This window comes from Bordetella bronchiseptica (assembly GCF_900636925.1).
Classification (GTDB): domain Bacteria; phylum Pseudomonadota; class Gammaproteobacteria; order Burkholderiales; family Burkholderiaceae_B; genus Bordetella; species Bordetella pertussis.
Genome location: NZ_LR134326.1, coordinates 1,831,538 through 1,849,446, shown reverse-complemented (window position 1 = coordinate 1,849,446; position 17,909 = coordinate 1,831,538). Strand labels below are relative to the sequence as shown.

Here is a 17,909-nt window from a genome sequence, read left to right as displayed (position 1 = left end):
GGCCTCGCCCCTTCCCTTTGCCCTGCCGCTGCACGTCAGCGCGAAAAAACTCTCAGGCACACTAGAGTTGAACGGCCGTTCCGCTTATGCTGCGTGGCATGAAAAAAAGCACCTGCTTCGCGGTTTACCTTGTCGCCACCGCGCTTGTTGTCATCATCGCTCTGGCTTGGCCCTCGTTTCCGACACGTCTCATCAGCGTGCATTTCGCCGATGGCCGACTGGAAGTCAACTTGAACAGCGACGCTGAATTCTCATATGCGATTCTTGCTGACGTGCCGTCCTCCATTGACGCCACAGCCCTCGAATCACTGTCGCTAAAGCCGAGCAAGGAGGGATCGATAGTTCTGCCAGCTCCCGAACCTGCCAACCGCGAATACTCGATTATCGTCATCAAAGGGAAAGACTGGTTCGAACTGGTGCGCCAACCAGAAGCCTGGCTGCGGGCAAAGTTCAGATTCGAGCAACGTGGCGGGTACACCGTATTGGGACGTCGAACTATCAATATCGACACCGAGTCCACATACTCGCCGCGCCCCTTGGTGCTAAGTCATACCCCTAGGCTCCAAATCGGACAAGTCGACTCATTTCCATATCCCGCAATTGGAATTGCGGTCGCGTTACTGGAATTCCTGTGGGAAAAACCGGTCATGCAAGGTCCCACGACGCTTTCATATCGGGAATTCGTAAAACAGCCCCTCACCGAAAAGCTACGGGCAGTTCAAGAGGGGCGCTTTTCAGTTCAATGCGCGGGTTTCCGTGAATTGTTCGTGCACGCTTCCACTGGCATTAAGGGCCTGAAAGTCCGCCCCGTGGACGCCTACGGATCAGATCCGCAACTCCCCGGGCTGACTTCGTATAGCCATGCCGCAACGGAAATTTGGGTTGAGCAGCTTAATAAATGGGTACTTTTTGACCCATGGAATGGCATATTCGTAGAACGCGACGGCATCCCTGTCAGCGCCAATGAGATGTCAACGTATGGCGCCGATCAGCTTTCTATCGTCCCAGTCATGGAGTCGATTCCCAGGTTCCACGTCGACGCACACGGACAGACGCAAAAGGTGGATTACGATCCCAAATCTCTCAGTCTGACCTCATTCACCTGCGTCGACGCCGGCTGCCAGCCTGGGTATCAGTTGTACTTCAAGATAATCCGTCTACGCGACGTACATCTATAGTTCCGCGCCGGCGTTGGATTCTGCACTGCCAGTCCGGCGTTGACGATGCGCAAGCGGCGGGTGGCTTGAGTGGGAAAAGCCCCCACGAAAGTCCCCACAAAAGACAAGGCCGTCAGTGATGTGATCACTGACGGCCTTGGAACTACTGGTCGGGACGGCGGGATTCGAACTCGCGACCCCTTGCACCCCATGCAAGTGCGCTACCAGGCTGCGCTACGCCCCGAAAGAACGAAAGTATATCAGAACTGAAAAATGCGTGCACGCACTGCATCGCAAATTTTGCCGGCACGCCGTGCCTGGACGGCCGCGTTTGCGAGCGCCCAAGGAAAACGCCGCCGGTTCGCGAAGAACCAGGCGGCGTCGCGGCCTGCCGTACCTGAGCGGCCGGGCTTTGCTCAGGCGTTGGCCGCGTTCTCGGACTGGCCGCCCAGCGCCTCGCCCAGCATCGAGGAGATGTCGCCGAGCTCGTTGCGCAGGGCCTGCAGCTCGCCCGCGCTCAGCCGCACCGCGGCTTCTGCATCGTGCGCGGCGTCGCGCGCATCGCCCAGGCGGTTGCGCGCGCCACTGATGGTGAAGCCCTGTTCGTACAGCAGCGAACGGATGCGGCGGATCAGCAGCACTTCGTGATGCTGATAGTAGCGGCGATTGCCGCGCCGCTTGACGGGCTTGAGTTGCGTGAATTCCTGCTCCCAGTACCGCAGCACGTGGGGTTTTACGCCGCAGAGATCGCTGACCTCACCGATGGTGAAATAGCGTTTGGCGGGAATGGGCGGTAGCGTGGTTACAGTGGGTTCGGTACGTGTCATAAGGGGATTTTATGCCGCGAGGCCTGAATGAGCCGATGACAATTGCCGACAAAGCGTATCACTCCGCAGAGGCGGGGTCCGGCGGCGAGCTGGGCTGTTCGACCACGCTCTTGAGTTTCTGGCTGGCGTGGAAGGTGACCACGCGCCGCGCCGCGATGGGGATGGTCTCGCCCGTCTTGGGATTGCGGCCGGGCCTGGGCGGCTTGTCCCGCACCTGGAAATTGCCGAACCCCGACAATTTCACCGAGTCACCGCGCGCAAGCGCGTCGCGGATCTCTTCGAAAAAGGTGTCCACGATGTCCTTGGCTTCGCGCTTGTTCAGGCCGACCCGCTCGAAGAGCAGTTCGGCCAGCTCGGCCTTGGTCAACGTACGCGGCTCGGCAAGCATAGTGGTCCCCATGATGATCAGGCCCGTTGGCGCGCGTTGTGCGCGGCAACCAGCGCATCCTTGATGCGGGCAATGCAATCGGCAACGCGGGCTTCGTCCAGCGTGACCTCAGTGTCCTGTAGCCAGAATCGGAAAGCAAGGCTTTTCTCGGTAACAGTTTGCCCGGCCACCGGCTTTTCGCGCCAGACGTCGAACACCTGCGCATCCTGCACCACCGACAGTTGCGGATCGCGCGCGATGGCCGCGGCCACCGTATCGAGCATGGCCTGGGCCGGCAATTTCGCATCGACCCACAAGGCCAGATCGCGCACGACCGCAGGCTGGCGCGACAGCTCGCGCACCGCCGGCAGGCGCCGCTCGGCCAGCGCCTCGAAGTCCAGCTCGAAGACGACCGGTGCATGGTGCAGGTCGGCTTGCTGCGTCCATTGCGGATGCAGTTCGCCCAGCCAGCCGATGGGCTGGCCGTCCAGCTCGATGCGGGCGCTGCGTCCGGGATGCAGGGCGGGATAGCGGTCGGCGACGAAGCGCAACGCGTCGGCGCGCGCGCCGAACAGGGCCTCGACGTCCTGCTTGACGTCGTAGAAGTCGACCTGGCGGTGCGGCACGCCCCACTGCTCTTCGACCGCCCCGCCCCAGGCCACGCCCGCCAGCATGAGCGGCTGGCGCACGCCCGCCACTTCCAGCGGGCCGTCGGCCAGTTGCGGATCGCGATGGAACACGCGGCCCAGTTCGAACAGGCGCACGCGGCTTTGCTTGCGATTGGCGTTGTGGCGCACGATGGCGACCAGCCCCGCGATGAGGCTGGAGCGCATCACCGACAAATGGCTCGCGATGGGGTTGACCAGGCGCACCGGGTTGTCGTTGCCGGCGTAGTCACGTTCCCACGCGGCTTCGACGAAGCTGTAATTGACCACTTCCTGATAGTCGCGCGCGGCCACCAGGCGGCGCACGGCGTGCGCGCCGCGGCGCGCTTCGGGCTGCGCGTGCATCTTGGCGCGCGCCACCGGCGGCACGTCGGGAATCCGCTCGAAGCCGTAGACGCGTGCGACTTCCTCGATCAGGTCTTCCTCGATCTCGATGTCGAAGCGGTACGACGGCGGCGTCACGACAAAGTCGTCGCCCTGCTCCTGGAACGGCAGGCCCAGGCGGGTGAAGATCTGCGCCACTTCGGCACGCTCCACCGCCACGCCCAGCACACGGTGGCAGCGCGCCAGCCGCATGCGCACGGGCTCGCGCACGGGCAGGTTGACGCACTGGTCGTCGACCGGGCCGGCCTGTCCGCCGCAGATGTCGAGAATGAGCCGGGTGATCAGTTCGATGTGCTCGGGGATCGAGGCGTAGTCCACGCCGCGCTCGAAGCGGTGGCTGGCTTCGGAGCTGAACTTGTAGCGGCGCGCGCGGCCGGCGATCGCGCCGGGCCACCAGAATGCCGCCTCGAGATAGATGTTGCGCGTATCCAGCGTCACCGAGGTCGCTTCGCCGCCCATGATGCCGGCCAGGCTCTCTACCTGTTCGCCGGCCACCACCACGCCCACCTTGGGGTCCAGCGCAACGGCCTGGCCGTTGAGCAATTCGAGCGTTTCGCCTTCGCGCGCCCAGCGCACGGAGAGGTCGCCGCCGATCTTGTCGAGATCGAACACATGCGAGGGACGCCCCACCTCGAGCATGACGTAGTTGGAAATATCGACCAGGGCCGACACCGAACGCTGGCCGGCGCGCTCCAGGCGCGTCTTCATCCATTCGGGCGTCGCGGCGCGCGCGTTGACGCCCTGGATCACGCGCCCGGCAAAGCGGCCGCACAGATCCGGGGCCTGGATGGCGACCGGCAGGCGATGGTCGATCGTGACCGGCACGGGCTCGGCCGCCGGCGCCGTAAGCGGCGTGCCGGTCAGCGCGGCGACTTCGCGGGCCACACCGAGGATGGACAGACAGTCGGCGCGATTGGGCGTCAGCTTGAGCGTGAACAAGGTGTCATCCAGGTCCAGCGCGGCGCGGATATCGGTGCCCGGGCGCAACGCGGCCGGCAGTTCGAGCAGGCCTGCGTGATCCTGCGACAGGCCCAGCTCGCGCGCCGAGCACAGCATGCCCGAGGATTGCACGCCGCGCATCTTGGCCACGCCGATCTTCATGCCGCCGGGCAGTTCGGCGCCCACGCGCGCCAGCGGCACGGTCAGGCCCGCGGCCGCATTGGGCGCGCCGCACACGATCTGCAGCAAGGCGCCCGAACCGTCGTCGACCTGGCACACGCGCAGCTTGTCGGCGTCGGGATGGGGCGCGATGTCGACGATGTGCGCCACCACCACGCCGGTAAACGGCGGGGCGGCCGGCTCGGTTTCTTCGACTTCCAGGCCGGCCATGGTCAGCCGGTGCGCGAGCTCATCGGTGCCGATCGAAGGGTTGACCAGCGAACGTAGCCAGGATTCAGGAAATTGCATGATTGCCCGTATTTATTCGTTGAACTGGCGCAGGAAGCGCAAATCGCCTTCGTAGAACTGGCGCAGGTCGTTGACGCCGTAACGCAGCATGGTCAGGCGCTCCAGCCCGGAGCCGAAGGCAAAGCCGATGTAGCGCTCGGGGTCGAGCCCGAAGTTGCGCACGACCTGCGGATGCACCTGGCCCGAACCCGAGATCTCCAGCCAGCGGCCGCGATTGGGTCCGGAGGTGAACATCATGTCGATCTCGGCCGACGGTTCGGTGAACGGGAAGAAGGACGGCCGGAAGCGCACCACCAGATCGTCGCTTTCGAAGAAGCAGCGCAGGAAGTCGGTGTACACGCCCTTGAGGTCGGCAAACGAAATGTCCTCGGCGATCCACAGCCCCTCGACCTGGTGGAACATGGGCGAGTGGGTGGCGTCGCTGTCGACGCGATAGGTACGCCCCGGCGCGATGACCTTGATGGGCGGCTTGTGCATGCGCGCATAGCGCACCTGCATCGGGCTGGTGTGCGTGCGCAGCAGCAGCGGCAGGCCGTCGGCATCGTGCATGTCGACGTAGAAGGTGTCCTGCATCGACCGCGCCGGGTGGTCCAGCGGGTTGTTCAGGGCAGTGAAATTGGTCCAGTCGTTTTCCACCTCGGGACCGTCGGCCACGTCGAAGCCGATGGAGCGGAAGATTTCTTCAACGCGTTCCCAGGTACGGATGACCGGGTGGATCCCGCCGGCGGCCTTGCCGCGGCCAGGCAGGGTGACATCGATGGTTTCGGAGGCCAGGCGGGCATCCAGCTCGGCCTGCGCCAGCGCGGCGCGGCGGGCGTTGAGCAGCGCTTCGATCTGCTGCTTGGCCTGATTGATGCGGGCGCCCATCTCGCGCTTCTGCTCGGGGTCCAGCTTGCCCAGTGCCTTGAGCAGGACCGTCAGCGCGCCTTCCTTGCCCAGAAAGCGCGCCTTGGCGTTTTCGAGCGCGGCGGCGTCGGAGGCGGCGGCGAATCGTTCTTGAGCCTGAGAAACCAGGTCGTCGACCAGTAATGTCATGGAATTTGAGCCTTCAAAACGCAAACGGGGCCATTACAGCCCCGTTTGCAGCGATCCGCGATGTATGTACGCGATCAGGCAGCCAAGGCAGCCTTGGCTTGCTGCACGATGGCCGCGAAACCGGCCTTGTCGCGCACGGCCAGATCGGCCAGCACCTTGCGATCGAGTTCGATCGCAGCCTTCTTCAGGCCGGCGATGAACACGCTGTAGCTCATGCCCTGCTCACGCACGGCGGCGTTGATACGGGTGATCCACAGGGCACGGAACGTGCGCTTCTTGTTGCGGCGGTCGCGGTAGGCGTATTGGCCGGCGCGCATGACCGCTTGCTTGGCGATGCGGAATACGTTGCCACGACGGCCACGGTAACCCTTGGCGGCGGCAATGACTTTCTTGTGACGGGCGCGGGCGGTAACGCCGCGTTTAACGCGAGGCATAGTAGATCTCCCTTATCAAGCGAAAGGCATCATCGCTTTCACGGAAGCGACGTTGGTTTCGTGGACCGCAGCCGAACCGCGCAGCTGGCGCTTGTTCTTGGTGGTCTTCTTGGTCAGGATGTGACGCTTGAACGCCTGACCACGCTTGATGGATCCGCTGCCGCGAACCTTAAAGCGCTTGGCGGCGCTTTTCTTGGTTTTCATCTTGGGCATGATGATTCCTAGAGGATGTTGATGTACATGGCTACAGGTGCTTGGCGCCGGCTACTGCAAGTTGCCAACCGGGCGACAAAACTTGGTCGAACCTGTGTCCACTTATTGGTGCTGCTCATGGGTACTGCTTATTGGTACTGCTTCGGGTGCGATTCCTGAGGTCTTGCCTGGCGGCAATGCCCGCATTAATGCCCCGCTCTCCCGGCCCCTGCGGCAAAAAAGATCGCACAAGCGCCGGAAAGCCTTTGATTATATGGCGATTTCACCCCGTTTGTCGAGCGGCCTGCGCAGCGTCCTTGTCTGCCCCGCGCTGTCCCGTCCCCGATTGCGGCCGGCTACGTGGGACGGCGGTACTGTACCGCTTCGGCGATATGGGCGGCGCCGATCTCCGGCTCGTGCGCGAGGTCGGCCAGGGTGCGCGCCACCCTGAGCGCGCGATGGGCGGCGCGCGCCGAGCCGCCCAGGCGCCGCATGGCCTGCTGCAGCAGCGTGCGGGCCGCGGCGCCCAGGGCGCAATGCGCATCGAGCGCCGGGCCGGACAGCTTGGCGTTCAGGCAGCCCTGGCGGGCCAACTGCCGCTGGCGGCAGCGCGCCACGCGCTCGCGCACCGGAAGGGAGGGCTCGCCCGGCGGTTCGGCCAGCCACTGCGGCTCGGTGGCGGGCAGCTCGATCCACAGGTCTATGCGATCGACCAGCGGCCCGGACACGCGCGCCGCATAGCGGCGCACCTGGTCCGGCGTGCAGCGGCAGGCCTTCGACGCATGCCCGCGCCAGCCGCAGGGGCACGGATTCATGGCCGCAACCAGCTGGAATACGGCGGGATACTCGACGCTGTGCAGCGCCCGGGAGATGACGACCTTGCCGGTCTCCAGCGGCTCGCGCAGGGACTCCAGGGCGCGACGCTCGAACTCGGGCAGTTCGTCCAGGAACAGCACGCCATGGTGCGCCAGGCTGATCTCGCCCGGGCGAGGCCTGGCGCCGCCGCCCACCAGGGCGGCGGCCGAGGCGGAGTGATGCGGGGCCCGGAACGGCGGCTGGCCGCGCAGGACCTCGGGCGCCCCGCCGGCGCCCGCGATGGCCGCCACCTCCAGCGCCTGGCGCTGCTCCAGCGGCGGCAGCAGGCCCGGCAGGCGTTGCGCCAGCATGCTTTTGCCCGCCCCGGGCGGCCCGCACATCAAGAGGCTGTGGCCGCCGGCGGCCGCCACTTCCAAGGCGCGCCGGGCAGCCGGCTGGCCCCGCACGTCGGACAGGCACGGACCGGGTTCGGCCTCGGGCCAGCTGCGGCGCTCGGCCGGCGCCAGCTCGGCGTGCCCGGCCAGGTACGCCGCCGCCTCGCCCAGCGTATGGGCAGCCAGCACCCGGATGCCCGGCACCCATGCGGCCACGGCGGCGCTGCCAGCCGGCAGCACCAGCGTCGCACCCGGCTGCTCGCGTGCCACGGCCAGCGCCAGGGCCAAGGGCGCGGCCAGCGGCACCAGGGCGCCCGACAGCGACAGTTCGGCCGCCCACACGCAATCGGGCAGCGCCGCCGTTTGCGCGGCGCTGGCGGCCACCTGGCCGCTGGCCAGCAGGATACCCAGCGCAATGGGCAAATCGAAGCGCGCCGAGGCCTTGGGCAGGTCGGCGGGCGACAGGTTGACGGTAATGCGGCCGGGCGGGAAATCGAAGCCGCTGTTCTGGATGGCCGCCCTCACCCGTTCGCGGCTTTCGCGGACCTCGACGTCGGGCAGCCCGACGATGGCAAAAGCGGGCAGGCCGCTGCCCAGATGGGTCTCGACGCGCACGGCGGGCGCCTGCCAGCCGGCGATCGCCCGGCTGGCCAATACGGCCAGGGTCATGGCCAACTCCCCTGCGATGACGATGCGCCAGTATGGCCAAGACGGAGCTGGCGTGGGGGCGCGCCGTGCCGGAAACGTCACGCCGCGGGAGCGGCCGGGACGGCCTGTACGTCCGCCGCTTGGCGAAAAGGAAAGGCTAGTTGTGAACTGTCAATAGGTTGTATTCATCCAGGTTGAGTCTGGAGATGGGTACAGCGCGCCCGATACCTTGGTAGGGCCGATGCCAGTTGTAGTGGTGTAGCCAGGATTTCATGGCATCGGCGCGGTGTTGGGAGTTTTGGTAGGTGTGGGCGTAGGCCCACTCACGCAAGGCCGACTGGATGAAGCGTTCGGCCTTGCCATTGGTCTGTGGGCGGTAAGGTCGGGTAAAGCGGTGCTTGATGCCCAGCTCACGGCACAGCGCGGCGAAGGCGCGGCTGCGAAAGGCCGAGCCATTGTCGGTGAGCAAGCGCTGGATGGTCACACCCAGGCGCTGGTAGTAGGCCACTGCGTCCTTGAGGAACTGGACGGCGCTGGGGAAGCGCTCGTCGGGGTGGACGTCGGTGAAGGCCACGCGGGCGTGGTCATCGATGGCCACGAAGACGAAGTCCCAGCCGGCCCCCTCAACGGTATCGCGTCGGTTACCCGTGACCCGGTGGCCAGGGCGCTGGATACGTCCCAGCTTCTTGATGTCGATGTGCAGCAGATCGCCGGGGGCCTGATGTTCGTAGCGCACCACCGGCTCGGCCGGCTCCAGGTCGGCCAGATGCGACAGACCGGCGCGGGCCAGGACGCGGCTGACGGTGCTGGCTGACACGCCCAGGGCCTGGGCGATGCGCGCTTGGGTCAGCCGCTTGCAGCGCAGCTCCACGATGGCCAGCGCCTTGGCCGGCGCAATCGCTCGGGGCGAGACCGTCGGGCGCGAGGACGCGTCGGCCAGGCCCGCCTGGCCTTGAGCCAGGAAGCGGCCCAGCCATTTGCGCACAGTCGGCGCGGTGACCCCATAGGCGCGGGCCGCTTCAGACACGCAAACTTGATGGGTGACCAATTGCTGGACCATTTCGAGTCGACGTAGGAAGGTCAATCGGGCATGCTTATGGGTGTTCATCCGTCCGGGCTCCTTGAGTGAACTGGGGGTTTGGCGATTTCCAGTTTCTCAAATCCGGTTCGGATGAACCATGCATACAACCTATTGAATCTTCACAGCTAGGCGGCCCGCAGAAGCGTACGAAAATCGCGAATCCGGGTATGTTCCAGCGCGTTCAGCATGGCGAGCATTGCCCCTGCCCGGATTCCAGGGCCGACCGCATTGCCCAGGAATTTTTCTTCAAGCTCATGCCGGGGAAGCGGATTCCCTGGCGAGCCCAGGCTCTTCTCCAGACGCTCCTCGAAGCGCCGACCATCGTTCAGATGCACCACGACCCAACCGGGAAAAGAATCCGTACAGCCTATTTCGCCCGGCTCCGCGATGCGATGAGCCACGCGCGCAGCGAGATCGATGATTTTCCCATTGTGCAGACTCTCATTCGAGCCTGTCGCGTGTGCTGCCTTGCCGAACGTCAGCGTGACAGCCACCAGAAAAGGAAGACTGAATTTCGCCGCGTACGCCGACGGCGGGCGCTTCTTCAGCGCTTGCGGCTCGCAGATCATTGCGCTGCCCAACCCATCGATTACGCATTCAATGCGTGAGATATGATCGGGATCGACGCCCTGCCGCCTGATGCGGTCCGCACACTCAATGAACGCATGAGCCAGATGGCAGCAGGGATACGGCTTGATCGATATCCGCGCCGATTCCCACCAGACAGCCAAGCCCTCCGTCAGCTTGCCTATATCAGACCGCCTGATATCACCGTATGCATTGAGAAAACCATATCTTCCTTCGAAAATCGACGCGGGTCCCGTCATTCCGGCCTTTGCCAAATAGGCTGCAACGATACCTGCATGGGCCGCCCACCCGATATGAAAGATCTTGGCTGAGCTGCCATCCGCCTGGTACTCGTTGATTCCCGATGCCTGGCTGCCAGCAAGCGCAATGGCATGCGATATTTTCTCCTCGTTGAGTCCGAGCAATTTGGCCGCCGCTGTCGCCGCGCCGAAAACGCCGGCGGCGGAAGATGTGTGGTAGCCACGGTCATGCAGCGTTCCCCTGGAGGCGAGGCCCACGCGGGCCGCGACCTCCCAACCGGCCACAAACGCGGTGATCAATTCCGCGCCCGAGAGGTCCAGTTCGTCCGCCATTGCAAACACCGTGGCAACGAGTATTGCGCTGCCATGCACAATGGCGGCCGTATGCGTATCATCGAAATCAAGAGCATGGGAGGCCACGCCGTTGGCTAGTGCCGCGTACGGGGCCGCAAGGCCGACGTTCGCCCCCCAGACCGGCACGCTTCCCGGCGCGCCCGGCAAGGCCACGACACCGGCTCTGGCCTTCCGCGCCATCCCCTCCCTGGCCCCTCTGAGGCCGACTCCGATGGTATCCAGGATATGCCTGCGCGCGGTGTCGACGACGGCTGATTCCAAATGGTCAAACTTGAGCCGGGCAGCGAATGCAGCCAGCGATTGTGAAGGAGTCATGGTTTGTTTCCGTGATCACCGGAAAGCATCGATTCCTGCAAGCTCCCGTCCCTGGATCAATGCCAGGATTCCAGGCGTACCGTCCGGGATCGACAACATCCGGACATCACGTGCGAGTCTTTCGAGGCCCAACTCCTGGCTCAAACCCATGGAGCCATGAATCCGCATGGCTAACGCAATTGTCCGGTCGCAAGCATCAACGGCAAACCGCTTCGCCATCGCCGACAATCCATTGGCCCGCTCTCCACGGTCGATCGCCGCCAACGCGTGATAGCAGAGCAGTCGGCTGGCAACGACCGCTGTTTGCATGTCCGCCAGATCCTGTTGAACGAGCTGGTGCCCCCCAATGAGCTTTCCAAATTGGCGCCGGTATCCGACATACTCCTTGGCCGCGTCAAGCGCTCTCTGCGCGAGATGGACGGCCCCCAAGCCAATCAGCGGACGGTTGGCCAACCAGGCCATGGTCAGAACGCGGGCGGTATCGCCTGTTTCATCGCAGAGATTGCGTTCCGGAACCCGGCAATTCTCGAATACGAGTTCGCCCAAATGTGACTGCTGCAGGCCGGCAACAGGAATATCTCTAGCGATGAAATCACTTTCCTTCTTGTCCACGAGCACCCGGACCAATCTATCCTGTCCGCTTGTTTCTCTCAAACGACAAGTCACGTTGACGAGGTCGCAGATAGTTGCGTTGGATATCCACATTTTCCATCCATCGACCACCAGCTCCCTGCCGTCGCGGCGCACCTGCGCCTTGACTTCCCGAGGGTTCGATCCCACTTCCGCCTCTGTGATGGCTGAAGCGCCGATTCGGCGTCCGGCCAGCATATCGGCCAGATAGCGTTCACGTTGCTCGTCCGTACCGCCGTGGTACAGGCGCATGGTGCTCGCCTCGTGGGGCTGTAGGATGAACGCGGCAGCGGGAGGAATTTGCTCGTACACCAACCCATAGTCCAGGACACTCATCTGCGTCCCGCCAGCACTTTCCGGTATACGGGCGCCCACGACTCCCAAGCGCGCGCCCGCTTGAATGATTTCCAGCGCGGCGCTCTGTGGCAACGGCTTGTCGGCCGGATGACGCGCCAATATCGGGGCGATCTCTCCGACCACGACACGCCGGGCTGCATCCACGATCATTTTCTGCTCTGAGCTTAAGGCGAATTCCATTCTGATAGCCTGAAAAAATTCCGAAAGTTGAAAAAGTCGAAATGAGGATCGCCAGACAGCCCTGGCTCCCGGACTCGAATATGTGGCCGGACTTACTTGGCCCTGATCGACAGTTCCTCTGCCAGGGCTCGGTATTTCTCCGCCTCGGCATTAATGAAGCGCTTTAACTCCATCCTGGACATACTGACCACTTCCGCCCCGTTTTCTTCAAGCAAATCCTGCACATCCTTCGATTGCAGTGCCTCGCTGGCCGCCAGATTGATTTTCGCAACGATGGCATCCGGAGTCTTACCGGGAGCAAAAAGCGCAAACCATCCCTCCATCTGGAAATTGGCGATACCAGCCTCGGCCATTGTTTCCACATCGGGTAGCGTCTTTGATCGCTTATTGCTTGTCACGCCGAACGCATGGATATTTCCGGCGCGTATTTGCGCTATGGATGACGGTATGCCACCAAAATACACATCGGCATAACCGCCTATCAGATCCTGCATTACCTGTGGCCCGGATTTATAAGGAACATGCGCAAGGTGAAGGCCCGCCTCCTTGTTCAGCAGCTCGCCTGCAAAATGCTGCGGGCTGCCGAAACCCGCCGAGGCATAGGTATAGGGTCGTTCGGCCTTTTTCAACAATCTGAGCAATTCGCCCAAGCTCTTAGCAGGGAGATTCTTATTTCCTGTTAGGACCAAGGGGCTGGTTCCCGCCAGAACAATTGGCTCGAAATCTGAAATCTTGTAGTTTGTCTCGCTGACGAATGGCACCAGCGCCATCTCCGACATGTAGCCCATCAATAGCGTATAGCCGTCGGGTCTGGCCCGGGCGACCCTGTCAGCGCCAATCGTTCCTGAAGCGCCCGGCCTATATTGGACGATGAATGGCTGGCGAAATTTCTTTTCCAGCTTGGCGGCCAACGCCCTGGCCAGCAAGTCCCCGGTGCCACCCGGGCTGTAAGGAAGCACTATTTCCACCGGTCGGTTTGGCCAAGTATCCGTCGCAGCCTCTTGGGCCGGACTGGCAGCGGCCAGCGTCGCGGTAGAAATGGCAAAGACTATTAACCATGGCTTTTTCATGTCGTCTCCTGTTTTCCTGGATTTGACGCTTCTGAAGGTCGTCGGAAACTGGCCGCGCATCCCGTCGCAAGGTAATTAAGATCCAGCGCCCCTGGTCAGGCACAAATGATGCATCGTCGACGGCGTCATGCGCCGATCACATGGCTCTTGATCAGATTCTCGATCTCCTCGTCCTGCAGGCCAATTATCGATTTCAATATGTCCACCCCATCCTGCCCTACTTTCGCAGGCCCCAACCATTTGACCTTTCCCGGAGTAGCGCTGAGTTTTGGAACCGGGGCGACCACTTTCATCGTCTCGCCCGGGACGCCGACGGCGCTGCCTCTTTCCGCAATGTGAGGATCGGCCAGAATGTCCTTTGCGTCGTAGACCATTGCCGCCACAGCCGCCGCATCGGAGAATTCCTTGATTATTGTTTCGGCCGCATGCCGGCCCATCCATTTTTCCACCTGCACATTTATCTCGGTATCGTGCTCACTAATGCCCGCAATGCTCGAAAAACGCGGATCACCCGCAAGCCTGTCCCCACCGACCAACCTCAATACGCGCCGTGCCGTCGCCAATGTTGCCGCTGAGTAGGAAATCCAACGGTCGTCATTCGATCTGAATATTCCTGAAAGCCCCAACCCCATCGGCTGCTGGTTCCCATTACGTCTGGGAATGTAGGCGCAGCCCGTGCTGACGGGAATGTGATAATCGAGCAATCTCATGGGAGCTTCATAGATCGGGAGGTCTATGATTTGCCCCTTTGCGATGCCTCGTTCTATGGCAAACAAGGCCATGGAGACTCCATAAGCGCCCATCAGCCCAGCCGACATGTCGCCAAGCGCAAAACCGGCATGCATGGGAGGACCATCCCTCATTCCCGTAAGGTGAACCACCCCGCTCAACGCTTCCGCGGGCTTGCCGAATCCAGGGCGGCCGCTGTACGGGCCCGTCTGGCCATACCCAGATATTCGCAAGATCACCAGGTTTTCGTTCCACTCATGCAACACGGCTGGAGAAAGCCCGTTTCTCTCCAATACGCCTGGCCGGAAGTTCTCTATTAACACCTGGGAGCATTCCACCAGCCGCTTCAGGACTACCCTCCCCTCGGCACCAGTCCAGTCCAGAGCGATGGATCGCTTGTTTCGCGCCAGCGATTTCCACCAGACCGGCCCGGACTCCGTCTGCGGCCCAATCATCCGAGCGGCATCCCCTTCCCCGATCCTTTCCACCTTGATGACATCGGCCCCAAAATCCCCCAACAATGTCGCCGCGAAGGGACCGGCCAGGACGTGGCCCAGATCAAGTACCCGCACCCCAGAAAACGGGCCTGCAACTGTCGCGCTCTCCTGCATCTCACTCTCCGATCCGTACGACAATGCGTCCGCGCACGGACGAATCCAAAAACCTGTCAAATGCCTGATTCAGATCGTCGAAGGCAATGACTTCGATCATGTCTTCCAGGTGTTGGGGTTTCAGATCGGATGCAAGCCGGCTCCACAGCCCAATACGATCCGGCATGGAAAGCGTGCCGGATACATTAATGCCAAATAAGCTCAATGCCCGCATAATGAAGGGAAAGACAGTGGTATCGAAGCGCGGCCCGGACGCCATCCCGCAAACGGCGACCATTCCCTGCTCTTTTATGTGCTTCATCAGCGCCTCGAGCAACTCACCTCCAACTCCATCGATGGCCGCAGCCCATCTCCTGTCCGCCAGGGATTTGTCCTTTCCAGCCAATGTCCCGGGGTCGATTACGCAAGACGCTCCGATTCCACGCAGATAGGCGGCTTGTGCGGCCTTTCTCGAAATCGCCACCACCTGATAGCCCCGCCGTGCGAGCATGTCGATTGCCAGACTCCCTACGCCACCGGTCGCTCCGCTCACCGCCACGGTTCCGTCAGCCGGCTTCAAGCCGGCGCGTTCGAATTTATCGATGGCGAGCGCGGCGGTCAGTCCAGCCGTGCCAAGCGCCATTGCCTCAAGCGCGCTCAATCCTTCCGGTAGCTGCACGGCCCATTCCGCGGGGATACAGGCATATTCGGAATAGCCACCATCATGATTAACTCCGAGGTCATAATTGGTGGCCACGATTTGGTCGCCCGCCTTGAACGCCGGATTACGTGAAGCAACGACGACACCGGCCAGATCAATACCGGTCACGCAGGCGCGGTCAGTCCTGACATTCCTGCCCACCCCTCTAGCGGCCATGGCATCTTTATAATTGACACTGGAATACATGACACGAACCGTCAAATCTCCCTCATCCAGGTCCGCCAACGTCAAGTTCTCAAACCCACAACTCAATTGCCCGCCCGACTGGTCAACGCGGAACGCGCGAAACTCAAGTTCGGTTCTTGCCCGTGCCCGCACTGCCATTCCATCTGGTTCCATCAAGCCGCTCCAATGCTGTAGAGGATTTCCGGAGCATAATGTTTCAGGCATGGAGATGTACAATGATAAATCCGCATGATTCATACCAATTTTGGTATGAATCATCGGGGACCAGCTTGGGAGATCAGAAATGCATACGCCGATCAGCCCGCGCAAATTACGCGCCCTGGAATGCGTCTTAAATCATAAAACGATTACTGCCGCCGCCGAGCATTTCAATGTCACGCAGCCGGCCATGAGTCGGTTAATATCCCAGCTGGAAGAGGACGTCGGTTTTCCGTTGCTGACGCGGGAGCGCGGCCGGTTCGAGTTGACCCCCGTAGGAGTCAGATTCTGGGCCGAGGCAAAAGTAGTCCTCGAATCCATGCGCAGGCTCTCATCGTTTGTCGGCCAAATTCAGCAGAATTCCGCCGGAACCATTGAAATCACCGCCTTGCCTGGATTGATCAATGTACTGATTTCTCGCCCGCTCTCCGCCTTTTCGGCCGAACACCCGGAAATAAAAATATCAATCGGAGTGCAGAATCGGGCCTTTATCGAGAACTTCCTGGTCGACAATCATTTTGATATCGCCCTGGTTACTCTTCCTATCAATATTCCGCCGACCATAGAAATTCAGCCGCTGATGATTCTTAGGGCAATATGTATCGTTCCCAAGAATCATCCCCTGAGCAAGAAGGCGGAGATCTTTCCTGAAGATCTCCGAGGCGTCCCTTTTGTCTCATTCCAGAAAAGCTCATTAGTCAGGGAGCGGATCGACACAGTCTTCGAGCAACACGAAATTAAACGCGCCATGCAATATGAAACCCACAGCGTAGATATAGTTTGTGAAATGGTGGGATCCGGAATGGGCGTTTCAATCATTACGCCAATGCATTCTCTTGGAACTTCTTATGATGTGGTCGAAATTCCATTTTCCCCCGAAATTGCCATGACATACGCCATGCTGCGGCCGGCAAACCGCGGTCGTACACCTCACGTAGACAAGCTCGTGGGTATGATCGTGAATGAGTCTTCTAAACTGAGCTCCAGATCCATGGTCGGCGATTAGCCGGCATTGCGGGCGGGAGTTTCTCGCAGCCGCATTCGCAATTGACGTAGATCCGTTAAACGGATTCGATCTGTGGCGTATTGAAGGACTTCGCCATCGGCGAATGGCGCCGACTTTCGGAAACCTGGCCCAGGATCGTCGACCGGGTAAAGCCCGCTACGATAGTCCCTCCTCCCATCCTGCAACCTGGAAGCGGTGGGTTTCCACATGGAACTTGCGCGCACGGCGGGCGCCTGCCAGCCGGCGATCGCCCAGCTGGCCAATACGGCCAGGGTCATGGCCAACTCCCCTGCGATGACGATGCGCCAGTATGGCCAAGACGGAGCTGGCGTGGGGGCGCGCCGTGCCGGAAACGTCACGCCGCGGGAGCGGCCGGAGGGTTGCCTATGCTTGCGGCTTGCCGGCTTCGAGCGCGGCCAGGCGGGCTTCCAGCTGCTGCACCTGCGCCGACAATTGATCGACCCGCGTGCGCGCCCGGGCAAGCAGGTCCACCTGCACCTCGAATTCTTCGCGGGTGATCAGGTCCAGCCGGGCGAACGTCTGCGTCATCATCGCGCGCACATTGCGCTCCACATCCGCCGCCGGGCTGCGGGCGATAAGATCGGAAATGTTCTTCTGCAGGTCTTCCATCCATTGCTGTGTGCGGTTCATGGCTTCCTCGCCTTCGTGTCGGTTGTTGCTTGACCTCACAGTGTAGAGCCTCGCGCAGCGCCGGCGCCAAGCGAAAAAAAAAGCGGCCCGCAAGCGGCGCCGCCTTTCAAAGCACAGGAGAAAAACTGAATCGCCAGCCGGCGATCCCGAGAAGCAGCCGTCAGCTACGCCCCGTGGCCCAACGGAACGGGGTCGATTGCCGCGACACCGTTCCAGGCCTGCATGGATAGCGGCAACGCCGCCACCCATGCAGGCCATTCTTCCCGAGGGGCACGGCAACGCCAAGCGCTTACGTGTAAACCCGCGTATCAAGGCGTGGATACATTTATGACAGGCAAATGCGCGCGGCAGGCGCCCCGGCCGGCTTGCCGGCATGACGGAAAGCCGCATGGGCATTGGGTCCGCGATCGACATCGGCGCGCCATGGACAGCGCGAAACAACCCCTGCCCGCCTTGCAGCAATCTGCAATTTCCACGCAATTGGCTACAAAGCAGCCCGAAAAAACACAATTAGTTTCAACATTAGGCGGCTTTGGGCGCGTCATGCACCAGCGTGGCGCATCCGCCACTCGGCGTGCCCTGTTGTGGCGCATGCGCGCACGTCCAGGATGCCCGCCGCCATGCGGGGCCGGGGCCGCAGGCACGAAAAAACTTGGCATGGAATTTGCATAGGTCTTGATGCCTACGCGTAACCATGAGAGGAACCGC

General features: G+C 62.0%; 17 protein-coding genes and 1 tRNA gene. 2 read left to right on the top strand and 16 right to left on the bottom strand.

Going from position 1 to position 17,909, the window contains the following annotated elements; all coding sequences use genetic code 11:
• The first annotated feature begins 86 nt into the window (after nucleotides 1–86).
• Nucleotides 87–1,178 (top strand): hypothetical protein, encoded by a 1,092-nt coding sequence (locus EL288_RS08570; protein ID WP_015064069.1) that lies wholly within the window; start codon nucleotides 87–89, stop codon nucleotides 1,176–1,178.
• Nucleotides 1,179–1,324: 146 nt separating this feature from the next.
• Here the strand turns inward: EL288_RS08570 and EL288_RS08565 are convergent.
• From EL288_RS08565 to EL288_RS08500, 14 genes are all read right to left on the bottom strand, one after another.
• Nucleotides 1,325–1,401, bottom strand: a tRNA-Pro gene (locus EL288_RS08565).
• A gap of 172 nt (nucleotides 1,402–1,573) precedes the next feature.
• A complete protein-coding gene (locus tag EL288_RS08560; protein WP_003812822.1) occupies nucleotides 1,574–1,984 on the bottom strand; it encodes a MerR family transcriptional regulator in 411 nt (136 codons plus the stop codon).
• Between the two features lie 58 nt (nucleotides 1,985–2,042).
• Nucleotides 2,043–2,384 carry an integration host factor subunit alpha gene (locus tag EL288_RS08555; RefSeq protein WP_003812826.1) on the bottom strand — a complete coding sequence of 114 codons (342 nt, stop codon included), beginning with the start codon at nucleotides 2,382–2,384 and terminating at the stop codon, nucleotides 2,043–2,045.
• Between the two features lie 5 nt (nucleotides 2,385–2,389).
• On the bottom strand, nucleotides 2,390–4,807 hold the full coding sequence (pheT, locus tag EL288_RS08550) for a phenylalanine--tRNA ligase subunit beta (RefSeq protein ID WP_010926360.1): 2,418 nt from the start codon (nucleotides 4,805–4,807) through the stop codon (nucleotides 2,390–2,392).
• Between the two features lie 12 nt (nucleotides 4,808–4,819).
• Entirely contained in the window at nucleotides 4,820–5,842 is a 1,023-nt protein-coding gene (gene pheS, locus EL288_RS08545) for a phenylalanine--tRNA ligase subunit alpha (RefSeq protein ID WP_010926359.1), read from the bottom strand.
• Nucleotides 5,843–5,916: 74 nt separating this feature from the next.
• Nucleotides 5,917–6,276 (bottom strand): 50S ribosomal protein L20, encoded by a 360-nt coding sequence (gene rplT / locus EL288_RS08540; RefSeq protein WP_003812832.1) that lies wholly within the window; start codon nucleotides 6,274–6,276, stop codon nucleotides 5,917–5,919.
• A 15-nt stretch (nucleotides 6,277–6,291) separates the two neighbouring features.
• Nucleotides 6,292–6,489 (bottom strand): 50S ribosomal protein L35, encoded by a 198-nt coding sequence (rpmI, locus tag EL288_RS08535; protein ID WP_003812834.1) that lies wholly within the window; start codon nucleotides 6,487–6,489, stop codon nucleotides 6,292–6,294.
• Between the two features lie 335 nt (nucleotides 6,490–6,824).
• Nucleotides 6,825–8,327 (bottom strand): YifB family Mg chelatase-like AAA ATPase, encoded by a 1,503-nt coding sequence (locus tag EL288_RS08530; protein WP_010926358.1) that lies wholly within the window; start codon nucleotides 8,325–8,327, stop codon nucleotides 6,825–6,827.
• Between the two features lie 136 nt (nucleotides 8,328–8,463).
• A complete protein-coding gene (locus tag EL288_RS08525; RefSeq protein ID WP_033458878.1) occupies nucleotides 8,464–9,414 on the bottom strand; it encodes an IS481 family transposase in 951 nt (316 codons plus the stop codon).
• A 98-nt stretch (nucleotides 9,415–9,512) separates the two neighbouring features.
• On the bottom strand, nucleotides 9,513–10,883 hold the full coding sequence (locus tag EL288_RS08520; RefSeq protein ID WP_033458879.1) for an MmgE/PrpD family protein: 1,371 nt from the start codon (nucleotides 10,881–10,883) through the stop codon (nucleotides 9,513–9,515).
• Nucleotides 10,884–10,898: 15 nt separating this feature from the next.
• Nucleotides 10,899–12,050: an acyl-CoA dehydrogenase family protein gene (locus EL288_RS08515; protein ID WP_033448304.1), complete on the bottom strand. Its 1,152-nt coding sequence runs from the start codon at nucleotides 12,048–12,050 to the stop codon at nucleotides 10,899–10,901.
• Between the two features lie 92 nt (nucleotides 12,051–12,142).
• Nucleotides 12,143–13,120: a Bug family tripartite tricarboxylate transporter substrate binding protein gene (locus EL288_RS08510; RefSeq protein WP_033448305.1), complete on the bottom strand. Its 978-nt coding sequence runs from the start codon at nucleotides 13,118–13,120 to the stop codon at nucleotides 12,143–12,145.
• Between the two features lie 125 nt (nucleotides 13,121–13,245).
• Nucleotides 13,246–14,460: a CaiB/BaiF CoA transferase family protein gene (locus EL288_RS08505; RefSeq protein WP_033448306.1), complete on the bottom strand. Its 1,215-nt coding sequence runs from the start codon at nucleotides 14,458–14,460 to the stop codon at nucleotides 13,246–13,248.
• A 1-nt stretch (nucleotide 14,461) separates the two neighbouring features.
• Nucleotides 14,462–15,604 (bottom strand): acrylyl-CoA reductase family protein, encoded by a 1,143-nt coding sequence (locus EL288_RS08500; protein WP_197722589.1) that lies wholly within the window; start codon nucleotides 15,602–15,604, stop codon nucleotides 14,462–14,464.
• A 25-nt stretch (nucleotides 15,605–15,629) separates the two neighbouring features.
• Between EL288_RS08500 and EL288_RS08495 the strand changes: the two genes are divergently transcribed.
• Entirely contained in the window at nucleotides 15,630–16,550 is a 921-nt protein-coding gene (locus EL288_RS08495) for a LysR substrate-binding domain-containing protein (protein ID WP_080703554.1), read from the top strand.
• Here EL288_RS08495 and EL288_RS08490 read toward each other — a convergent pair.
• Both EL288_RS08490 and EL288_RS08485 read right to left on the bottom strand, forming a co-directional pair.
• Nucleotides 16,547–16,828 carry a hypothetical protein gene (locus tag EL288_RS08490; protein WP_126438278.1) on the bottom strand — a complete coding sequence of 94 codons (282 nt, stop codon included), beginning with the start codon at nucleotides 16,826–16,828 and terminating at the stop codon, nucleotides 16,547–16,549. The genes EL288_RS08495 and EL288_RS08490 overlap by 4 nt on opposite strands.
• 106 nt (nucleotides 16,829–16,934) lie before the next feature.
• Entirely contained in the window at nucleotides 16,935–17,201 is a 267-nt protein-coding gene (locus EL288_RS08485; protein ID WP_010931105.1) for an accessory factor UbiK family protein, read from the bottom strand.
• Nucleotides 17,202–17,909 lie beyond the last annotated feature (708 nt).